Source organism: Streptomyces sp. NPDC006691 (assembly GCF_042869955.1).
Taxonomy (GTDB): domain Bacteria; phylum Actinomycetota; class Actinomycetes; order Streptomycetales; family Streptomycetaceae; genus Streptomyces.
The window spans coordinates 17,588-35,769 of the sequence record NZ_JBIAGW010000015.1 but is presented as its reverse complement, the minus strand read 5'-3'; the positions used below and the strand labels follow the sequence as shown (position 1 = coordinate 35,769).

The 18,182-nt window shown below is 72.0% G+C and carries 16 protein-coding genes; 7 read left to right on the top strand and 9 right to left on the bottom strand.

Annotated features, from left to right (window positions below):
• Positions 1–327: 327 nt before the first annotated feature.
• The 3 genes from ACFYNP_RS27800 to ACFYNP_RS27790 form a co-directional block, all read right to left on the bottom strand.
• Positions 328–1,758, bottom strand: a complete 1,431-nt coding sequence (locus ACFYNP_RS27800) for an MFS transporter (RefSeq protein WP_388419903.1) — start codon at positions 1,756–1,758, stop codon at positions 328–330.
• A 248-nt stretch (positions 1,759–2,006) separates the two neighbouring features.
• Entirely contained in the window at positions 2,007–4,769 is a 2,763-nt protein-coding gene (gene nirB / locus ACFYNP_RS27795; protein ID WP_388789126.1) for a nitrite reductase large subunit NirB, read from the bottom strand.
• 262 nt (positions 4,770–5,031) lie between these two features.
• On the bottom strand, positions 5,032–5,778 hold the full coding sequence (locus ACFYNP_RS27790; RefSeq protein ID WP_388789123.1) for a DUF1838 family protein: 747 nt from the start codon (positions 5,776–5,778) through the stop codon (positions 5,032–5,034).
• A 518-nt stretch (positions 5,779–6,296) separates the two neighbouring features.
• Between ACFYNP_RS27790 and ACFYNP_RS27785 the strand changes: the two genes are divergently transcribed.
• Positions 6,297–6,968, top strand: coding sequence for a sirohydrochlorin chelatase (locus ACFYNP_RS27785; RefSeq protein ID WP_388789120.1), 672 nt, complete (start codon positions 6,297–6,299; stop codon positions 6,966–6,968).
• Positions 6,969–6,997: 29 nt separating this feature from the next.
• Positions 6,998–8,158 (top strand): low temperature requirement protein A, encoded by a 1,161-nt coding sequence (locus ACFYNP_RS27780; RefSeq protein WP_388789118.1) that lies wholly within the window; start codon positions 6,998–7,000, stop codon positions 8,156–8,158.
• Positions 8,159–8,216: 58 nt separating this feature from the next.
• On the opposite strand, the gene ACFYNP_RS27775 is transcribed toward ACFYNP_RS27780, so the two are convergent.
• Both ACFYNP_RS27775 and ACFYNP_RS27770 read right to left on the bottom strand, forming a co-directional pair.
• Positions 8,217–8,405, bottom strand: a complete 189-nt coding sequence (locus tag ACFYNP_RS27775) for a hypothetical protein (RefSeq protein ID WP_388789115.1) — start codon at positions 8,403–8,405, stop codon at positions 8,217–8,219.
• Positions 8,405–8,605, bottom strand: a complete 201-nt coding sequence (locus ACFYNP_RS27770; protein ID WP_388419915.1) for a hypothetical protein — start codon at positions 8,603–8,605, stop codon at positions 8,405–8,407. Before ACFYNP_RS27770 ends, ACFYNP_RS27775 begins: the two co-directional genes overlap by 1 nt.
• 183 nt (positions 8,606–8,788) lie before the next feature.
• Here ACFYNP_RS27770 and ACFYNP_RS27765 point away from each other — a divergent pair, with 183 nt between their 5' ends.
• From ACFYNP_RS27765 to ACFYNP_RS27745, 5 genes are all read left to right on the top strand, one after another.
• Positions 8,789–9,619: a helix-turn-helix domain-containing protein gene (locus tag ACFYNP_RS27765; protein WP_388789112.1), complete on the top strand. Its 831-nt coding sequence runs from the start codon at positions 8,789–8,791 to the stop codon at positions 9,617–9,619.
• Positions 9,616–9,819: a DUF397 domain-containing protein gene (locus ACFYNP_RS27760; RefSeq protein ID WP_388419919.1), complete on the top strand. Its 204-nt coding sequence runs from the start codon at positions 9,616–9,618 to the stop codon at positions 9,817–9,819. Before ACFYNP_RS27765 ends, ACFYNP_RS27760 begins: the two co-directional genes overlap by 4 nt.
• A gap of 85 nt (positions 9,820–9,904) precedes the next feature.
• Complete coding sequence (locus ACFYNP_RS27755) at positions 9,905–10,957, top strand: P1 family peptidase (RefSeq protein ID WP_388789110.1); 1,053 nt, start codon at positions 9,905–9,907, stop codon at positions 10,955–10,957.
• 112 nt (positions 10,958–11,069) lie between these two features.
• Entirely contained in the window at positions 11,070–12,368 is a 1,299-nt protein-coding gene (locus tag ACFYNP_RS27750; RefSeq protein ID WP_388419923.1) for an Ig-like domain-containing protein, read from the top strand.
• A gap of 223 nt (positions 12,369–12,591) precedes the next feature.
• The gene (locus ACFYNP_RS27745) at positions 12,592–13,422 is read left to right on the top strand and encodes a DUF6227 family protein (RefSeq protein ID WP_388789308.1); all 831 of its coding nucleotides are present in this window, start codon (positions 12,592–12,594) and stop codon (positions 13,420–13,422) included.
• A gap of 81 nt (positions 13,423–13,503) precedes the next feature.
• Here ACFYNP_RS27745 and ACFYNP_RS27740 read toward each other — a convergent pair whose 3' ends face one another.
• The 4 genes from ACFYNP_RS27740 to ACFYNP_RS27725 form a co-directional block, all read right to left on the bottom strand.
• Positions 13,504–13,758 carry a hypothetical protein gene (locus tag ACFYNP_RS27740; RefSeq protein WP_100574054.1) on the bottom strand — a complete coding sequence of 85 codons (255 nt, stop codon included), beginning with the start codon at positions 13,756–13,758 and terminating at the stop codon, positions 13,504–13,506.
• Between the two features lie 151 nt (positions 13,759–13,909).
• Complete coding sequence (locus ACFYNP_RS27735) at positions 13,910–15,937, bottom strand: fructose-specific PTS transporter subunit EIIC (protein WP_388789107.1); 2,028 nt, start codon at positions 15,935–15,937, stop codon at positions 13,910–13,912.
• A gap of 91 nt (positions 15,938–16,028) precedes the next feature.
• Positions 16,029–16,979, bottom strand: a complete 951-nt coding sequence (pfkB, locus tag ACFYNP_RS27730; protein ID WP_388419929.1) for a 1-phosphofructokinase — start codon at positions 16,977–16,979, stop codon at positions 16,029–16,031.
• Positions 16,976–17,737, bottom strand: coding sequence for a DeoR/GlpR family DNA-binding transcription regulator (locus ACFYNP_RS27725; protein WP_388419930.1), 762 nt, complete (start codon positions 17,735–17,737; stop codon positions 16,976–16,978). Before ACFYNP_RS27725 ends, pfkB begins: the two co-directional genes overlap by 4 nt.
• Between the last annotated feature and the right edge of the window lie 445 nt (positions 17,738–18,182).

Genomic DNA, 18,182 nt, shown 5'->3' with positions numbered 1-18,182 from the left:
GAATCGCCGTTGACGTGGTACTTCGTGTCGCACTTCGCGTCGTTGAGCGGTATCTCTCCGACCGCTCTTCGACTGCTTCCATTCCACTCCTTTTGATCGATCAATTGCGGCGGCATAGGTCACCAGATCCGGGCCGAAAGGCCCCTTCTTCCGCCGCCGAATTCCTTGACGATGCTCATGACCTGCACTTCCCGTCGGGACTTTGGCCCCTAGTTCGCTTGTGAACGCATTCACAAGAATTGCCGACCGGCCTCGGAGGAAAAACGAAGGAGGCCCGCACAGAACGTGCGGGCCTCCTTCTCCAGGACCTCCTCCAGGGCGTTCCGCCTAGCTCGGCGCCTCCGCGCCCTTGCGGGCGTAGAACCACCAGGCGACCACGATGCAGCTGACGTAGAAGGCCACGAAGCCCCACATGGCGCTGGTCACCGCGAAGTTGGCGAACATCGCCGGGATGAAGAAGAAGCCGTACGCGGCGATCGCGGAGGTGAAGCCGGTGACCGCGCCCGCCTCCATCTCGGACTGCTTGAGCGCCTTGGCGTACTCGGGGGTGCCCTCGGTCAGGCCCTTGAGGTGCTGGTTGCGGAAGATCACCGGGATCTGCCGGAAGGTCGAGCCGTTGCCCACGCCGGAGAAGAAGAACGCGGCGAGGAAGCAGGCGAAGAAGCCGTAGAAGTTGCCCGAATCGCCGCCCGCCGGAAGGAAGTTGATGACGCCGATGATCGCGAGCGCCATGCCGACGAAGGAGATGATGGTGACCTTCGCGCCGCCGAGCTTGTCCGCGATCCAGCCGCCGGCCCAGCGGGCCAGTGCGCCGAGCGCCGGGCCCATCCAGGCGTAGGTGGCGACGGAGTAGGCCGGGAACGTCGTCTTGATCAGCAGCGGCAGGGCGGCGGCGAAGCCGATGAAGGAGCCGAAGGTACCGACGTACAGCCAGGTCATCAGCCAGTTGTGCTTGCGCTGGAAGATGACCTTCTGGCGGCTGAACGGGGTGGAGGCGACCTTCAGGTCGTTCTGGCCGAACCAGGCGATCAGGGCGAGGACGATCAGGACCGGGACCCACAGGAACGCGGCGTTCTGGAGGTAGACCGGGGTGCCGTCCTTCTTGTGCTGGGCGGAGCCGATCGCGATGGTCGAGAAGGTGATGACGATCGGGGTGAGCAGCTGGACGACGGAGACGCCGAGGTTGCCCAGACCGCCGTTGATGCCGGTGGCGTTGCCCTTCTCCTTCTTCGGGAAGAAGAAGCCGATGTTGGCGAGCGAGGAGGCGAAGTTGGCGCCGCCGATGCCGCAGAGCGCGGCGATGACCACCATGACGCCGTACGGGGTCGAGGTGTTCTGGATGGCGATACCGAGCCAGATCAGCGGCACGATCAGCACCACCGTCGACAGCGCGGTGAAGCGGCGCTGGCCGATCATCGGGCCGAGGAAGGTGTAGAGGATGCGGGCGGTGCCGCCGGTCAGGCCCGGTATGGCGGTGAGCCAGAACAGCTGGGAGGTGGAGAAGGTGAAGCCGACGTCCTTGAGGTTGGTCGCGGTGACGGACCAGACCTGCCAGACCACGAAGGCGACGAGCAGGGCGGGGACGGCGATCCACAGGTTCCGGGTGGCCACCTTCCGCCCGACCGAGCGCCAGAAGACCTCGTTCTCCGGCTCCCATGCGGTGATGGTGCGTCCGGGACGATAGTCCGCCGGGTCGTACGAGCCTGTGGTGTCGGGGCCGGCGTCGTGCCGGGTGGATGGCTGGAGCGCGGAACTCATGGTGCTTCCCAGGGGGTTGAGACGAGTCCTGACATATCCAGACTGCGCCTCGCGCGCCGCCGGGGTGAGAGCCGAATGCCATGAGTGCGGGCGGCCCTAGGTCCCCGGGTCGGCCGCCGTAGGGCCCGCCGGTCCACGACGGGACGACGGGCCGGGGCCGGGGCCCGGAACCACCGGGCGGCTCGACGCTGGAACCGGGTCGCGGGGACGGCGGGCCGGGGCCGCGAACCGAGGGGACGGCGGCGTCGTTAGAAGCGGGTCGCGGCGACCTCGGAGAGGTCGACGACGGGGAGGCGGACGTCCGGGTCGTCGAGGCACTGGCCGGTGCGCAGGTCGAATTCCTGCTTGTGCATGGGTGAGGCGACGACGGGAACGCCGTCGCGGCTGCCCATGATGCCGCCCGCGATGACGTCGGCACCGGAGAACGGGTCGCGGTTGGACACCGCGTACACCTGCCCCGTAGGGGACTTGAACAGGGCGGCCTCGCCGCCGTCGGGGAGCCTGGCGGGTCGTCCCCGGCCGGGTTCGAGGTCCTCGTGGGCGCCGAAGTCGACGTGGCCGAAGCGGTCGAGGGCGGCGGGGTCGGCGAGGACGGCGGCCCACTCGTCGCGGTAGGCGGCGACATGGCGGTCCATCTGGGCTTCGAGCTCGGCGCAGATGCCGAGGGAGTCGGCGAGCAGGACGTCCTTGAGGTGGTCGAGACCGCCGTCGATGCGCTCGATCCAGGCGGCGGTGCGTTCCAGGCGTTCGGCGGTGCGCACGTAGTACATGAGGAACCGGTCGATCGTCCTGAGGAGCTCGGCGGTGGACAGGTCGGAGGCGAGCAGGTCGGCGTGGCGGGGCTGGGCGCCGCCGTTGCCGCAGACGTACAGGTTCCAGCCCCCGGCGGTGGCGATGACGCCGATGTCCTTGCCGCGTGCCTCGGCGCATTCGCGCAGGCAGCCGGAGACGCCGCCCTTGAACTTGTGCGGGGTGCGCAGGCCCCGGTAGCGGTTCTCCAGGTCGATGGCGAGCTGGATGGAGTCGCCCTGGCCGAAGCGGCAGAACCGGGCGCCCACGCAGGACTTGACGGCCCGCAGCGACTTTCCGTATGCCTGCCCGGACTCGAAGCCGGCCGTGCCGAGGCGGCGCCAGATGTCGGGGAGCTGGTCGGCGCGGGCGCCGAAGAGGCCGATCCGCTGGGCGCCGGTGATCTTGGTGTAGAGGCCGTAGTCGCGGGCGACCTCGCCGAGCGCGATGACCTGTTCGGGGGTGACCTCGCCGCCGGGGACGCGCGGGATGACGGAGTAGGTGCCGTCCTTCTGGAGGTTGGCGAGGAAGAGGTCGTTGGAGTCCTGGAGGGTGGCCTGCTCGCCGTCGAGGACGTGACCGATGCCGAGTTCGGGGGCGAGGGTGCCGAGGACGTTGCCGACGACGGGCTTGCAGACGGCGCAGCCTTCCCCGCCCTTTCCGTGACGCTCCATCAACTCACCGAAGGTCCGGATGCGTTCGCCCTTCACGACGGCGTAGATCTCGGAGCGGGACAGCTCGAAGTGTTCGCACAGGCCGCGCGCCTTCATGACGCCGGCGGCGGCGAGTTCGGCGTCGAGGACGGCCTGGAGCGAGCCGAGGCAGCCGCCGCAGCCGGTCCCGGCCTTGGTGCAGCGCTTGATGCCGCCGATGTCGGTGAGCCCGTGCTCGGCGACGGCGTCACGCACCCGGCCCTTGGTGACGTTGTGGCAGGAGCAGACGACGGCGTCGTCGGGCAGCGCGTCGGCGCCGGGCACCTCTGCGCCGGCCGGGGCGATGAACGCCTCCGCGGGCCCCGGGAGTTGGCGGCCGGTGTGCGGCTGGAGCGAGCCGTAGGCCGCCGCGTCGCCGACCAGGATGCCGCCGAGGAGGCGCCCGTCGGGGCCGAGCAGCAGCTTCTTGTAGACGCCCTCGCGCCCGTCGGAGAAGAGCACCTCGACGGCGCCGCTCCCGGAGGTGGCGAAGGGGTCGCCGAAGGACGCGACGTCGGCGCCCATCAGCTTGAGCTTGGTGGAGGTGTCGGCGCCGGTGAAGGTGAGGTCCGCGCCGCCCGCGAGGCGCTCGGCGACGGTCTCGGCCATCTGGTAGCCGGGCGCGACCAGGCCGTAGACACGGCCGTCGACGGTCTGGGCGCACTCGCCGACGGCGTAGATGTACGGGTCGGTGGTGCGGCAGTGCGCGTCGACGGCCACGCCGCCCCGGTCACCGACGGCGAGCCCGCACTCACGGGCGAGGCGGTCGCGGGGGCGCACCCCGGCGGAGAAGACCACGACGTCGGCGCCGATGCGGCGGCCGTCGCTCAGGCGCAGCTCGCGCACCCGGCCGGCGTCGTCGAGCTCGACCTCGTGGGCGCCGACGCCGGTGTGCACGGCGACGCCCATGGACTCGATGGTGGTGCGCAGGGCGGCGGCGCCGCCGTCGTCGACCTGGAGCGGCATGAGGCGGGGCGCGAACTCCACGACGTGCGTGCTCAGGCCGAGCGTGCGCAGCGCACCGGCGGCCTCCAGGCCGAGCAGTCCGCCACCGATGACGACACCGGTGCGGGCGCCTTCGCGGGCGTACCGGGTGAGCTGTTCGACGTCGTAGAGGGTGCGGTAGGTGAAGCAGCCGGTGGCGTCGGCTCCGGGGATGGGCGGCACGAAGGGGTAGGAGCCGGTGGCCAGGACGAGCGCGTCGTAGCGGACGACGGTGCCGGAGGTGGTGGTGACCGTGCGGGCCGCCGGGTCGATGGCCTCGGCGGGGTCGCCGAGCCGCAGGTCGATGCCGTGCCGGTCCATGAACTCGCCGTCGCACAGCGCTAGTTGCTCACCCGTCGCACCGGTGAAGGCGGACGACAGATGGACGCGGTCGTAGGCGGGGACGTCCTCCTCGGCGAGGACGGTGACATGCCAGCCGGGGGCGCCGGGCCGGGCCAGGGCCCCGCGCTCGGCGAGGGCTTCCAGGAGGCGGTGGCCGACCATGCCGTGGCCGATCAGCACGAGGTTCTGCGCGGGCTGCGACATGGCTTCGCTCCGGGGGCTCGGGCCCTGCCCCGTCGACGGTGCTGGAGGTCCACACGACGGGGACTGGGCGGTCTACCCCTTCGACGCTAGACCGCCCGCGCCCGCCCGAGCCCCCGAAAAAGCCCTCGTCACCAGGGCCTTGTGGCCCCCCGGGGCGGGTAGTTGGACCCGCACCGCGCTTCCTCCGGGCGGGTCTTGCAGGCAGGTCTTCTCGACGGGGCTCCCAGGCGGGGCTTCCGGGCGGGGCTTCCAGGCGGTTCTTCTAGGCGGGTGGGTTGAGCTTGCGGAAGTAGGTCCAGCTGGTCTCGTTGGGCTCGCTCCACTTCTCCGGGGCGTGCGCGTACTCGGGGTGGTGCTCGGCGATGTACGCGCGGGTGCGCTCGGGCACCTCACCGTACGAGCCGAGCTTGCGGCCCCGGCAGTGGTAGGTGAGGCCGCCGGGCCGCTGGCCGCGCGCCATCCAGGGCAGCCACGGGGACATCCGGGTCCAGGACATGGTGGCCGGAACGCTGTCGGCGTCGCCCGCGAGGTCGGCGCGGTCGGCGAAGAACTGGAAGAGCTCCAGGGCCTTGTAGGTGTCGCCGGCCGAGTGCAGGGGGTACTGCGCGACGGGCAGCGGCGACGGGTAGGCGAGCGGGATCTCCAGGCTGAAGCAGACCTGCCCGCCGAGCTCGGTGGTCGGCACGGGGAAGGGACGCCAGCGCTGGTTGGCCGGGTCGTTCCAGATGTGCACGACGGGCAGGTCCTGCCAGTTCTCCAGGATGTCCCTGCTGACCGGGTCGAGGTAGAACGCGGCCTCGCGGGTGAGCAGTTGATACGCGTCCGGGCCTCCCTCTTCGTCCTGGACGAGGCGGGCGACGTTGACCCCCTCGAACCCGAAGAGCCGCGTATAAGGCTCGTCGGGCGCCCAGGAGTACACGTCCCCGGACCACCAGTAGGTGACGTCCTCGCCCCCGAGGGAGGCGCGGGTGCGGGCGAGGTCGCGGAGCTGCTGCACGGGTGTGGTCATCCCCCCACTCTGCGCGGCTTCCCCGCCCCGGGAAACCCCCACCCCCTTCTCGCCCTCGCGCCGCACGTGGCCACTCGCGCCCCCAACCCCCTTCTCGGCTTCGCGCCGCACGTGGCCGCTCGCGCAGTTCCCCGCGCCCCTCAAACCCGCCTTCATCCGCAGGCCGTGCCCGCTTCTCGCGCCGTTCCCCGCGCCCCCGGCAAGACCGGTGCTGGGGCACCTACAGCCCGTCATGGGGGTCCCCCCTGGCCCTCAAGGCCTTGGGGGAGATTGAGGACGAGCGCCCTCAAGGCGCGAACGGGGTCTGGGGCGGAGCCCCAGGGGCCGGAACCAACCAACCCCGGGCCACGGCGGGCGGGTGGGCAAAAACCCCAGGAGGTTGCCCCGGACGAGCACAAAGGCCTCCCACCAGGGGACCTTGGCCGGGCCCGCCGCACGCGACCCCGCGCTAGCGTGAAGACGCCGGGGTGCCACGACACCACCCCGGCACCCACCACCCACCCCCCGGGAGGCCCGCGATGCTCGTGATCGCCGTACACGGCAGCTCCGCCCCCGGCGCGGGCGCCACCATCGGCCGGCTCGCCCAGGCCCTGGGCCGCCCCGCCCTCATCGCGCACCTGGACGTGCAGCGCCCCAGCCTCGCCGATGTCCTCGCGCGGAACCCCGGCGCCGTAGTCGTGCCGCTCCTCCTCGGCGAGGGCTACCACCGCCGCGTGGACGTGCCCGCCGTCGCCCGCCGCTTCCACTGCACCGTCACCGCCGGACTCGCGGGCGAGCCCGACGTGGCCCGAGCCGTGCACGACCGGCTCCTCGCGGCCGGCGGGCCCGGCGACGCGGTCGTCGTCGCCGGCGCGGGCTCGACCCGCCCGCACGGCAACGACGGAACCCGGGCCGTGGCAAGGGAGTTGAGCGCCGCCCACCCCGACATCCCCGTACTCGACGCGTACTGCTCCGCCGCGCACCCCGGCGTCCGTGACCGCGTCGAACAGCTCCACCGCGCCGGGTTCCGGCGGATCACGATCGCCACCCACCTCCTGGCCCCGGGCCGCTTCACCCACGCGCTCGACGCGATCCGCGACACGACCCCCGGCGTGCACGCCGCATCGGCGCCGATCGCCGACCACCCGCTGCTCGCGCGCCTTGTGCTGAACCGGTACGAATCCGTACGCCCGGAAGTGTTGGCCGCCTAGCGCACCGGCCCGTCTGGTGTGCTGTGCGCATGCCCCGCATGACCGCACGCAGCCGCCACGAGGACCACCGCGCCTCGACCCCGCTGGAACTGTTCTTCGACCTGTGTTTCGTCGTCGCCGTCGCACAGGCCGGCGCCCGCCTGGTCCACGCCCTGGCCGAAGGCCACGTGGGCACGGGCCTGGCCGGTTACGCCGCCGTGTTCTTCGCGATCTGGTGGGCGTGGATGAACTTCTCCTGGTTCGCCTCCGCCTACGACACCGACGACGCCCTGTACCGGGTGGTGACCCTGATCCAGATCACCGGCGTCCTGATCCTCGCGGCGGGCGTGCCGCGCGCGTTCGACGACGGCGACTTCACGATCGGCGTCATCGGCTACATCGTGATGCGGCTCGCGCTGACGAGCCAGTGGCTGCGGGCCGCGTACAGCTGCGGGGACCCGGCCGAACGCCGGGTGTGCCTGCGGTACGCGGCCGGGCTCGTGGTGTGCCAGGTGGGCTGGGTCGTGATGCTGTTCGTGCCGGACTCGTCCCGTACCTGGCTGTTCCCGCTGCTCGCCCTCGCCGAGCTGAGCGTGCCGCTGTTCGCCGAGCGCGACCACTCCACCAGCTGGCATCCGCACCACATCGCCGAGCGGTACGGCCTGTTCACCCTGATCGTGCTCGGCGAGACGGTGTCGGCGGCCACCATCGCCGTACAGGAGGCGCTGGACGAACACGACGAGCTCGGCGATCTCCTGCCGCTGGCCGCAGGCGGGTTGCTCATCGTGTTCGCGGCCTGGTGGATCTACTTCGCGGTCCCCATCCACGACCACCTCACCTCCAACCGGCAGGCGTTCGCCTGGGGTTACGGCCACTTCGTGGTCCTCGCGTCGGCGGCGGCGATCGGCGCGGGCATGGAGGTCGCGATCGAGCAGACCGTCGGCAAGGCCCCCATCTCGGCGAACGCGGGCGCGGCCGCCGTGACGGTCCCGGCAGCCCTGTTCCTCCTGACGGTATGGCTCCTGCACTCCCGCCACTTCAAACGCGGCACGTCCCAGCAACTGGTGTTGCCCGTCTCGGCGTTGGCCATCCTGGCCTGCACCTTCGCGGGCCACACGGCGGTCCCGCTGGCCGGGGCGGTGGCCGCCGTGACGGTCGCGGTCGGCTGGACCCTGAACCGCCGCAACCCGGAGACCCCGGCCACCACGTGACGGCGGCACGCCGCGTCGGCCCACCGCACACACCCGCGCGGCCCGCCGAGCCCACCCCTCACGGCTCCCCCGGGTGGCGAGGATGCGCCCGCACATCGCGGGACGCCTCGTACCGCCCCGTCTGATCGCCCGCCTTCTCCGCCTCGGCGAGTCGCCGTATGGCCCGCGCGCAGCCGTCGCACCCCGCCACGGGGTCGGCCTCGTACAGCCACGCGTCCAGACTCGCCGAGGGCTGCACGGCCCACATCAGCGCTCACCCCCGACCGGGGTGCCGTAGATCTCGGCCCGCCGACGTTCGAGTTCGGTGGGCGGCCGAAGCCGGTGCGGGGCCACGGCCCACTCCCTGCCGCCGCCGGGGGGCCGCAGATACACGGACCCGGCGTACCGCCCGACGATTTCCCCGACGCGGCCCGTGTCCCTGTCGACCGCGTACCGTCCCTGCTTCATGTCGCTCACCTTCCCCGATGAATCAACTCCCTTGCCGCACGCAAGAGTTCACTGGTGCCGCTACCATCGGAAGCATTTCGGAGCCCGACCAGGGATTTGGGCACGGCGGCATATGCCCGTTCAGCCGACCTGCAATGGGCGGACATCGCCGACCACGCCCACCATTGTGGGAACGGGGACAAGATGACCGCCGAGCGGGAAGCGGACGGCCACGACGCACGTCGTCGGTTCGCCGAGGAACTGAAGAGCGCTCGGGAGCTGCACTCGGACAGCGCGCTCACACAGACGGAGGTCGGCCGGCTCACCCGCACTTCCAAGAGCACGATCAGTCGAGTGGAATCAGGCACGGGGCGGATTCCTGACGAGCTTCCGGCCGCCCTTGACCGGCTGTTCGGGACCGACGGTCGGTTCAAGCGCCTGTACGAGGAGGTAATCGCCTCCACCTTCCCCGTCCTCTATCAGCGCCGCATGGCGATCGAGCGGACCGCCGTCGAGGTGCGGGAGTGGTCTCAGACGGTCGTTCCAGGACTGTTGCAGACAGCCGGGTACGCCCACGCCATCCTGCGCAAGGGCGACCCCAGGGCGAGCGACACCGAGATCGCCAAGTCCGTCCACCTGCGGATGGCGCGGCAAGACGTACTGAACGGAACCGCGCCGCCGGTGCTGCGTGTGGTGCTGTGCGAATCAGTACTCCGACGACAGCTGGCCTCTCGGGAGGTCATGAGGGCCCAGTTCGCGGCCCTACTGACCCAGGCCGCCCGGCCCACGACCAGCGTGCGCGTGCTGCCCCTGGACGCCGAGGCCCATCTGCTGCTGGAAGGCTCGGCCAGCTTTCTGACGACCCCAAACCATGTGACCGTGGTCTGTGTCGAGGCTTACCGTACGGCGGGAATCATCGACGATCCCGAACATGTCCGAAGGGCTGAGCACGCCTACGACGAGATCACGGGTGAAGCGCTCACCAGACGGCAGAGCATGCAACTCATCCAGGCGCAGATGGAGAAGCTGACGTGAACAACCACATCCCCACCGAGTGGGTCAGGTCCAGCCACAGCGGCCCCGAAGGGGGCAACTGCCTGGAATGGGCGCCCACTTACGCCGCGGCGACCGGCATGGTCCCCATACGCGACAGCAAGCACGGCCCCCAGGGCGGCCCCACCATGACCACCACCCCCGCCGCCTGGGCGGCCTTCGTGACCGGGCTCAGGGCGTAGCCCGGCTCCCACCCGCAACACCGTTCGCAGCCAAGGGGGTTCAGCACCCAGGGCCGGACGGGGCGGCATGGTAGGGATGGCCACCATGACGAATCCCGCACCCACGAACAACTCCCTCACCGACGTGCCCGGCTTTCGCGTAGGCCACGCCGCCGTCGCCGGGCCGGGCGCCCTGAGCGGTACGACGGTCGTGCTCGCGCCGCCGGGCGGGGCCGTCGCCGCCGTCGAGGTGCGCGGGGGCGGGCCCGGCACCCGGGAGACCGACGCGCTCGATCCGCGGAACGTCGTGGAGCGGATCGACGCCGTGGTCCTCACCGGCGGCAGCGCGTTCGGGCTCGACGCGGCGGGCGGCGTGATGGCCTGGCTGGCGGAGCAGGGGCGCGGGGTGCGCGTGGGGCCCGAGCCGCACCAGGTGGTGCCCGTCGTGCCCGCGGCCTGCTTGTTCGACCTGGGGCGGGGCGGTGATTGGGGGGCCAGGCCCGACGCGCACGTCGGGCGGGCCGCGGCGGAGGCGGCCGGGGCCGCCGGGCCCGAGGTCGCCGAAGGCAACGCGGGGGCCGGGACGGGCGCGGTGGTCGGCGGCGTCAAGGGCGGGGTCGGCACGGCGAGCGTCCGGCTCGCCTCGGGGGCGACGGTCGCGGCGCTGGCCGTCGTCAACGCCCTCGGCTCCGCGATCGACCCGCACACCGGGGTGCTGTACGGGGAGTACGGAGAGGGCCGCCCCCAACTCCCGTCAACAGAACTGCACTTGGCGGCCCAGGAGCAGATCGCCCGGTCCCGCGAGCGGATGGGGATCCCTCCGCTCAACACCACCCTCGCCGTCGTGGCCACCGACGCCCCGCTCAGCCGGCCGCAGGCGCAGAAGCTCGCGGGGACTTCGCACGACGGCCTGGCCCGCGCCCTGCGGCCGGTCCATCTGATGCACGACGGCGACACCGTGTTCGCCCTGGCCACCGGGTCGCACGCGCCGGACGGCACGCCCGCGCCCGCCCCGCTCGGCGCCCTGGAGCTGAACGCCGTCCTGGCCGCCGGAGCGGATGTCGTCGCGCGGGCGATCGTGAGGGGCGTGCGGGCCGCAGAAGGCATCGACGGACCCGGGGGGACATTCCCCTCTTATGGGGATCTGTACGGGAGTTGAGCCCCTGAAACCCTCCATTGTGACCGCCGTCACAATTGAATCTCGCAACCAGTTGGCCCATTTGGGTTCTCTATGCCCGTACTGGATTCAATTCGCAGTACATAACGCAGACATGGAGCAGCCCGTGACACCGCCGGCGTCGGACAACGCAGCGCAGCCTCAGCAGTTCAGCACCCCGCGCACCGCGCGTCCGCTCGCCCGGCGTCGTGTCCGCCTCATCGCGGGCGCGGCCGGCCTGCTGGTCGGCGCGCTCGCGCTGACCGCCTGCGGCGGGGACGCCAAGGCCAACGACGACGGCAAGAGCGGCAAGGGCGCCGACGCCTCGGCCGCCAAGGACGCCTCCACGCTGAAGATCACCATCTCGGCCAAGGACGGCTCCACCAACGCCTCCATCAACGACGTCACCGTGAAGGCCGACGGCGGCAAGCTCTCCGACGTGACGATGACCGAGGCGCAGGGCGGCAAGGCCGTGCCCGGCACGCTCGCCGCCGACGGCCTGTCCTGGAAGCCGACCGGCAAGGTCGAGCGCGGCACCCAGTACAGGATCACCGCGAACGGCAAGGACGACAAGGGCCGGGCCGCGACGGAGAACTCGCAGTTCACCACCGTCTCCGCCAAGGACAGCTTCATCGGCACCTACACCCCCGACGACGGCTCCACGGTCGGCGTCGGCATGCCGGTGTCCTTCAACTTCAACAAGGCGATCACGAACAAGAAGGACGTCCTCTCCCACATCACGGTCACCAGCAGCAGCGGGCAGCAGGTCGTCGGACACTGGTTCAACTCGCAGCGCCTCGACTTCCGCCCCGAGCAGTACTGGAAGGCCGGGTCCAAGGTGACGATGAAGATCGACCTGGACAAGGTCGAAGGCGCCAAGGGCGTCTACGGCGTGCAGAAGAAGGACGTCACCTTCACCATCGGCCGCAACCAGGTCTCCACCGTCGACGTGAAGACGCAGGAGATGACCGTCCAGCGGGACGGCAAGACCGTCAAGACGATCCCGGTCTCCACCGGCAGCGCCGAACACCCCACGTACAACGGGCAGATGGTGATCTCGGAGAAGTTCACGCAGACCCGCATGAACGGCGACAGCGTGGGCTTCGGCGGCGAGTACGACATCAAGGACGTGCCGCACGCGATGCGCCTGTCCACCTCCGGCACCTTCATCCACGGCAACTACTGGGGCGACCCCTCGGTGTTCGGCAACGAGGGCACCAGCCACGGCTGCGTCGGCATGCGGGACGTGAAGGGCGCCGCGGGTGACACCTCGGCCAAGTGGATGTTCGACAACAGCATGATCGGTGATGTCGTCGTCGTGAAGGGCTCGCCAGACAAGACGATCGCCCCGGACAACGGCCTCAACGGCTGGAACCTGTCGTGGGCGCAGTGGACGGCGGACAGCACCTCCTGACCAACTCCCTTTCCTTTGAAGGTACTTCACCGGCCGGTAACCCATGTGTGGGCTGCCGGCCGGAAAAGTTTCGGCCATGCCCGCTGCGCGAAACGCCCTCAAGGGCTACGTTGAGCACCTTCTACGTGACCAACAGCGACGGCCAGGAGAAGCCTTGGTGCTCCATGTGCCCCACCCGCTCGACGGCGAGCGCGGCCCCCACGAGGAATCGGCCCAGGATCAGCTGGCCGCACTTCTGGGGCGGGCCCTGAACTCCTTCGATCTGCCCGACGAACTCGTCGAGCGCCTCGGCCTGGCGATGGCCCACACCACCTCGCTCCACTCCTCGCTGCACACCTCGGCGGCGGAGGCGGGCGGCCGCCGGCTGAGCCGCGAGACGTGGCGGCACTGCTATCTGCTCCTGGACGGCACCACCGTCACCCTGTGGGAGCTGACCCACCACGACGGCCGCGCGTACACGCACGAGGTGTACGCGAACGAGGACGAGGCCCGCCTGGCCGCCGCCCGGCTGTGCCGCAAAGCGCTCCCGGCGCCCGGCGCCGACGACGAACTGGAGGCCCTGGTCACCGAGCTGAACGGCATCGGACTCGGCATCGGGGGCCCCTACGAGCCCCACCAGGACGTCGAGGGCTTAGCCGGCGGCTGGGAGGCCGGGCCGTTCGGCCCCGACGCCGCCATCGGCCGGGACCGCGCCGCGCCGCCCTCCGGCCGCGCACCGTACGCCCCGTACGCCCACGCCGACTCGGCGGACCACGCGCGCCGGCTGCTGCGCCGCGCCGAGAACCCGGACCGGCCCGACGAGCGCGTCGCACTGCGGCTGCGGTCGGCGCACGGGCACCGCATCACCCAGGCCTTCGGCCGGCACTGCCGCACGGGCGGCCGCGACGCCGCGTTCACGCTGTACGAGCACGCGTTCCGGCTGCTCGACGGCGGTGAGCTGAGCCTGTGGGAGGTCGAGCACACGGCGACGCCGGACGGCCGTCACATGTGCGAGGTGTACGCCACCGAGCAGGCGGCCCGAGCCGCCATGAAGCGCCGCGCACGGGTGAGTTGAGCCCCGGCCTGCCGAGCTCCGCTTGCGCTGCGCCCCGCGCGAGGTCTGGGCGCAGGGCGGGGGAAGCGGGCACGGGACGGTTCAGGAACTGCGCGGGTCGAGCTGGCGGATCAGGCCCGCGAAGGCGTCCCGCTCGGCCTCGGTGAGGGCCACCGCTTCCCGGGCGGGCGGCCCGGCCTGGCGGCCCACCGCGCGCAGGCCGCGCAGCGCGTGCCACTCGGCCCGGTCGGCGCGCTCGCGGCGCAGTATGCGGACAAGACCCACGACCCAGGCGACACTCGCCGCAGCGAGGACGGAAAGGCCTATCTGCTGAATGATCGTGATGTTCTGAGCCACGCGCCCCAGTAGACAACACCGTCCGGGACTTGCGGCAGGGCCTGAAGGGACTTTGGTCCTCAAGTGGTACATGTCACGTCATGACGGCCGAAGACGCCCGGCCCTCGGGGGCCGGGCGTCATGGGCGGAGGGGCAGGGCGGAAGGCGCGTCTCAGGCGACCACCGCCACCTCCCGCTTCTCGGCGTGGCCGACCGCCGCGTCCTCCGGCTCCGGCCGCTGCTTGCGCAGGCCCTTGAGCAGGACGACCAGGGCCGCGCTGACCACCGTGCCGGCCGCGATGGCGACCAGGTAGAGCAGGGCGTTGCCGATCAGCGGGACCACGAAGATGCCGCCGTGCGGGGCCCGCAGGGTGCAGCCGAAGGCCATCGACAGGGCGCCGGTGACCGCGCCGCCCGCCATCGCGGAGGGGATGACCCGCAGCGGGTCGGCCGCGGCGAACGGAATCGCGCCCTCGGTGACGAACGACGCCCCCAGCACCCAGGCCGCCTTGCCGTTCTCGCGCTCGGTACGGGTGAACAGCCGGCCCCGCACGGTCGTGGCCAGGGCCATCGACAGCGGCGGGATCATGCCCGCGGCCATCACGGCCGCCATCACCTTGAAGCTGCCCGCGGTGCCGTCGGCGAGCCCGCCGATGGCGAAGGTGTAGGCCACCTTGTTGAGCGGTCCGCCCAGGTCGAAGCACATCATCAGGCCGAGGATCACGCCGAGGACGATCACGTTGGCGCCGTTGAGCCCGTTGAGCCAACTGGTCAGCGCGGACTGGAGTTTGGAGATCGGCTCGCCTATGACGAGGAACATCAGGAAGCCGACCACCGCCGAGGAGATCAGCGGGATCACCACCACCGGCATGATGCCGCGCAGCGAGGCGGGGATCTTGACCTTCTGGATCGCCATCACCACGGCGCCCGCGATCAGACCGGCGGCGAGGCCGCCGAGGAAGCCGGCCTTGATGTCGAGGGCGATCGCGCCGCCGACGAAGCCCGGCACCAGACCGGGCCGATCGGCCATTCCGTACGCGATGTAACCGGCCAGGACCGGGACGAGGAACTTGAAGGCGACGCCGCCGACCTGGAACAGCAGCGCGCCCCAGCTGCTCGTGTCCGTCCACAGGAAGTGGTCCATGACGGAGGGGGCGTCACTCACCTTGTAGCCGCCGAGGGCGAAGCCCAGCGCGATGAGCAGTCCGCCGGCGGCGACGAACGGAACCATGTAACTGACGCCGGACATCAGCCACTTGCGCAGCTTGGTGCCATATCCCTCGCCGGGCTCGCCGGCCGCCTCCACGGGAGACGGCTTGGCGCCCGCCTCGGTGATCTCGCCGCGGGCCGCCTTCTCGCGGACCTCGGCGATCAGCTCGGCGGGCCGGTTGACACCGGCCTTCACACCGACGTCCACCGTGGCCTTCCCGGCGAAGCGCTCCTTGTCCCGGACCGGCACGTCGTGCGCGAAGATCACGCCGTCGGCCGCGGCGATGACGTCCGGGTCGAGTCGGGTGAACCCGGACGAGCCCTGCGTCTCGACGCTGACCTCGACGCCCTCGGCGCGCCCGGCCCGCTCCAGGGACTCGGCCGCCATGTAGGTGTGGGCGATGCCGGTCGGGCAGGAGGTGACGGCCACGATCCGGAAGGGCCGGTCCGCGGGCGCGGGCGTCGCTTCCGCGGGTCCCTGCGGTTCGGGGTCGGACGTGGGTTCCGGTGCGGCCTGCGGCGGCGCGTCCGGGGCGAGCTGCTCCTCCTCGCCCCCGATCAGGGCCGCGGCCTCGCCGGCCGTCGTCGCCGCGCGCAGTGCCGCGGTGAAGTCGGCGTCCATCAGCTGGCGGGCCAGGCCGGACAGGATGGAGAGGTGGGCGTCGTCCGCGCCCGCCGGGGCCGCGATGAGGAAGATCAGGTCCGCCGGGCCGTCCGGCGCCCCGAAGTCGATCCCGGCCGCGCTGCGCCCGAAGGCCAGCGTCGGCTCGGTGACATGGGCGCTGCGGCAGTGCGGGATGCCGATGCCGCCGTCGAGGCCGGTGGGCATCTGTGCCTCGCGGGCCGCCACGTCGGCGAGGAAGCCGTCGAGGTCGGTGACGCGGCCGAGCGCGACCATCCGCTCGGCGAGCGAACGGGCGGCGGCTGCCTTGGAGTCGGCGGCCCGGTCGAGTTCGAGGTCGACCAGTTCCGCGCTGATCATCTGGCTCATCGCGGGCTCCTTTGCGGGCGGTGAGGGCGGGCGGGGGGCATGGCTCCGGTTCGCGCCGGTGCCGTCAGGGCGCGGTCCGGCGGGGCGGGGGTCATGGCGCCGGTTCCGTCAGGGGGCGGTCCAGCGGTACGGCGTCGGTGACGGTCACGGAGGCCGGGTCGAGGTCGCCGGGGGCGGGCATCACGCTGCCGGGCAGTTGGACGGCGGCGGCGCCGTGGGCGACGGCGGCGGCGAGCGCGCCGGGCCCTTCGCCGCCGGCCGCGAGGAATCCGGCGAGCGAGGCGTCACCGGCTCCCACGTTGCTGCGCACGGTCGCCACGGGCGCGGAGGCGAAGTAGGTGCCGGCGGCGGTGACCAGGAGCTGGCCGTCGGCGCCGAGGCTGGCGAGGACGGCGCCGGCCCCCAACTCCCGTACTTCTTCGGCCGCCTTGACCGCGTCGCCGACGGTGGCGAGGGGGCGGCCGACGGCCTGGGCGAGCTCCTCGGCGTTGGGCTTGACCACGTCGGGGCGTTCGCGCAGTGCGGCGATGAGGGACGGTCCGGAGGTGTCGAGGGCGACCTTGGCCCCGGCAGCGTGGGCGCGCGCCACCAGCTCGGCGTACCACTGGGGGGCGAGGCCGCGAGGAAGGCTGCCGCAGCAGGCGATCCAGTCGGCCCGGCCGGAGTGCTCGCGCACGGCGTCGAGCAGCAACTCGCTCTCGGCGGCGCTCAGTTCGGGACCCGGCGCGTTGATCTTCGTGAGGGTTCCGTCGGGTTCGGCGACGGAGATGTTGGAGCGGGTGTGCCCGGCGACGGGTACGGGCGCGACCTCGATGCCCTCGGCGCCGAGCAGTTCGGCGACCAGGGCGCCGGGGGCGCCGCCGAGCGGCATGACGGCGACCGTGCGGTGCCCGGCCGCGGCGACGGCGCGTGAGACGTTGACGCCCTTGCCGCCGGGGTCCACCCGTTCGCCGGTGGCCCGCAGCACCTCACCGCGCTGGAGGCCGGGAACCTCGTAGGTGCGGTCGAGGCTGGGGTTGGGGGTGACGGTGAGGATGTTCATACGGTGATCACGTCCGTGCCGGCGGCCTCGATGGCGGCGATGTCGTCGGGCGCGAGCCCGCTGTCGGTGATGAGGAGGTCCACGTCGGCCATGCCGGCGAAGCGGGCGAAGTGCTCCTGGCCGTGCTTGGCGGAGTCGGCGAGCAGCACCACGCGCCGGGCGGCGCCGATCGCGGCCCGCTTGACGGCCGCCTCGGCGAGGTCGGGGGTGGTGAGGCCGTGGGCGGCGGAGAAGCCGTTGGTGCCGAGGAAGACGACGTCGGCGCGGATCTCGCCGTAGGCGCGCAGCGCCCAGGCGTCGACCGCGGCCCGGGTGCGGTGGCGGACCCGGCCGCCGACGAGGTGCAGGTCGATGGAGGGGTGGTCGGCCAGCCGGGCGGCGACGGGCAGGGCGTGCGTGACCAGGGTGAGCCCGCTCTCCAGGGGGAGCTCGGCGGCCAGGCGCGCGATGGTCGATCCGGCGTCGAGGATGACGCTGCCCTCGGCGGGCAGTTCGGCGAGCGCGGCGTGGACGATGCGGTCCTTCTGGTCGGCGGCGGTGGACTCCCGCTCGGCGAGGTCGGGCTCGAAGTCGAGCCGCCCGGCCGGAATGGCCCCGCCGTGCACCCGGCGGACCAGGCCGGCCCGGTCGAGGGCCTTCAGGTCGCGCCGCACGGTCTCGGCGGTGACCTGGAACGTCTCGGCGAGCGAGAGCACGTCGACGCGTCCGCTCTCCCGCGCGATCCGCAGCATCTCCTGCTGGCGCTCCGGTGCATACATGTCTGGTTACGTCCGTTTCCCTACCCGAACCGGTGGTTACACGGCCAGCGTACGGGCGGACTGGGCCCATGTAAATCAATTCGGGCATCACCCGGACACAAACGGGCTTTGGTCCCGGCACGGAAGGCCCACCGACCCGGGGCCGACGGCCCGGCCCCCTCAGGACTCCGCCCCGACAGCCGCGACCTACGGGTCCCGGGCCACCTACAGGGGCGCGGGGAACTGCGCGACCAGCCACCCACGGTGCGAGCCCGACAGGGGGTTAGGGGCGCGGGGAACTGCGCGACCAGCCACCCACGGCCCGCAGCCGACGAACCGGGTCCGGGGACCGGGGTCCGGGGTCCGGGGACCGGGGACCGGGGACCGGGGACCGGGGACCGGGGACCGGGGACCGGGGACCGGGGACCGGGGACCGGGGACCGGGGACCGGGGACCGGGGACCGGG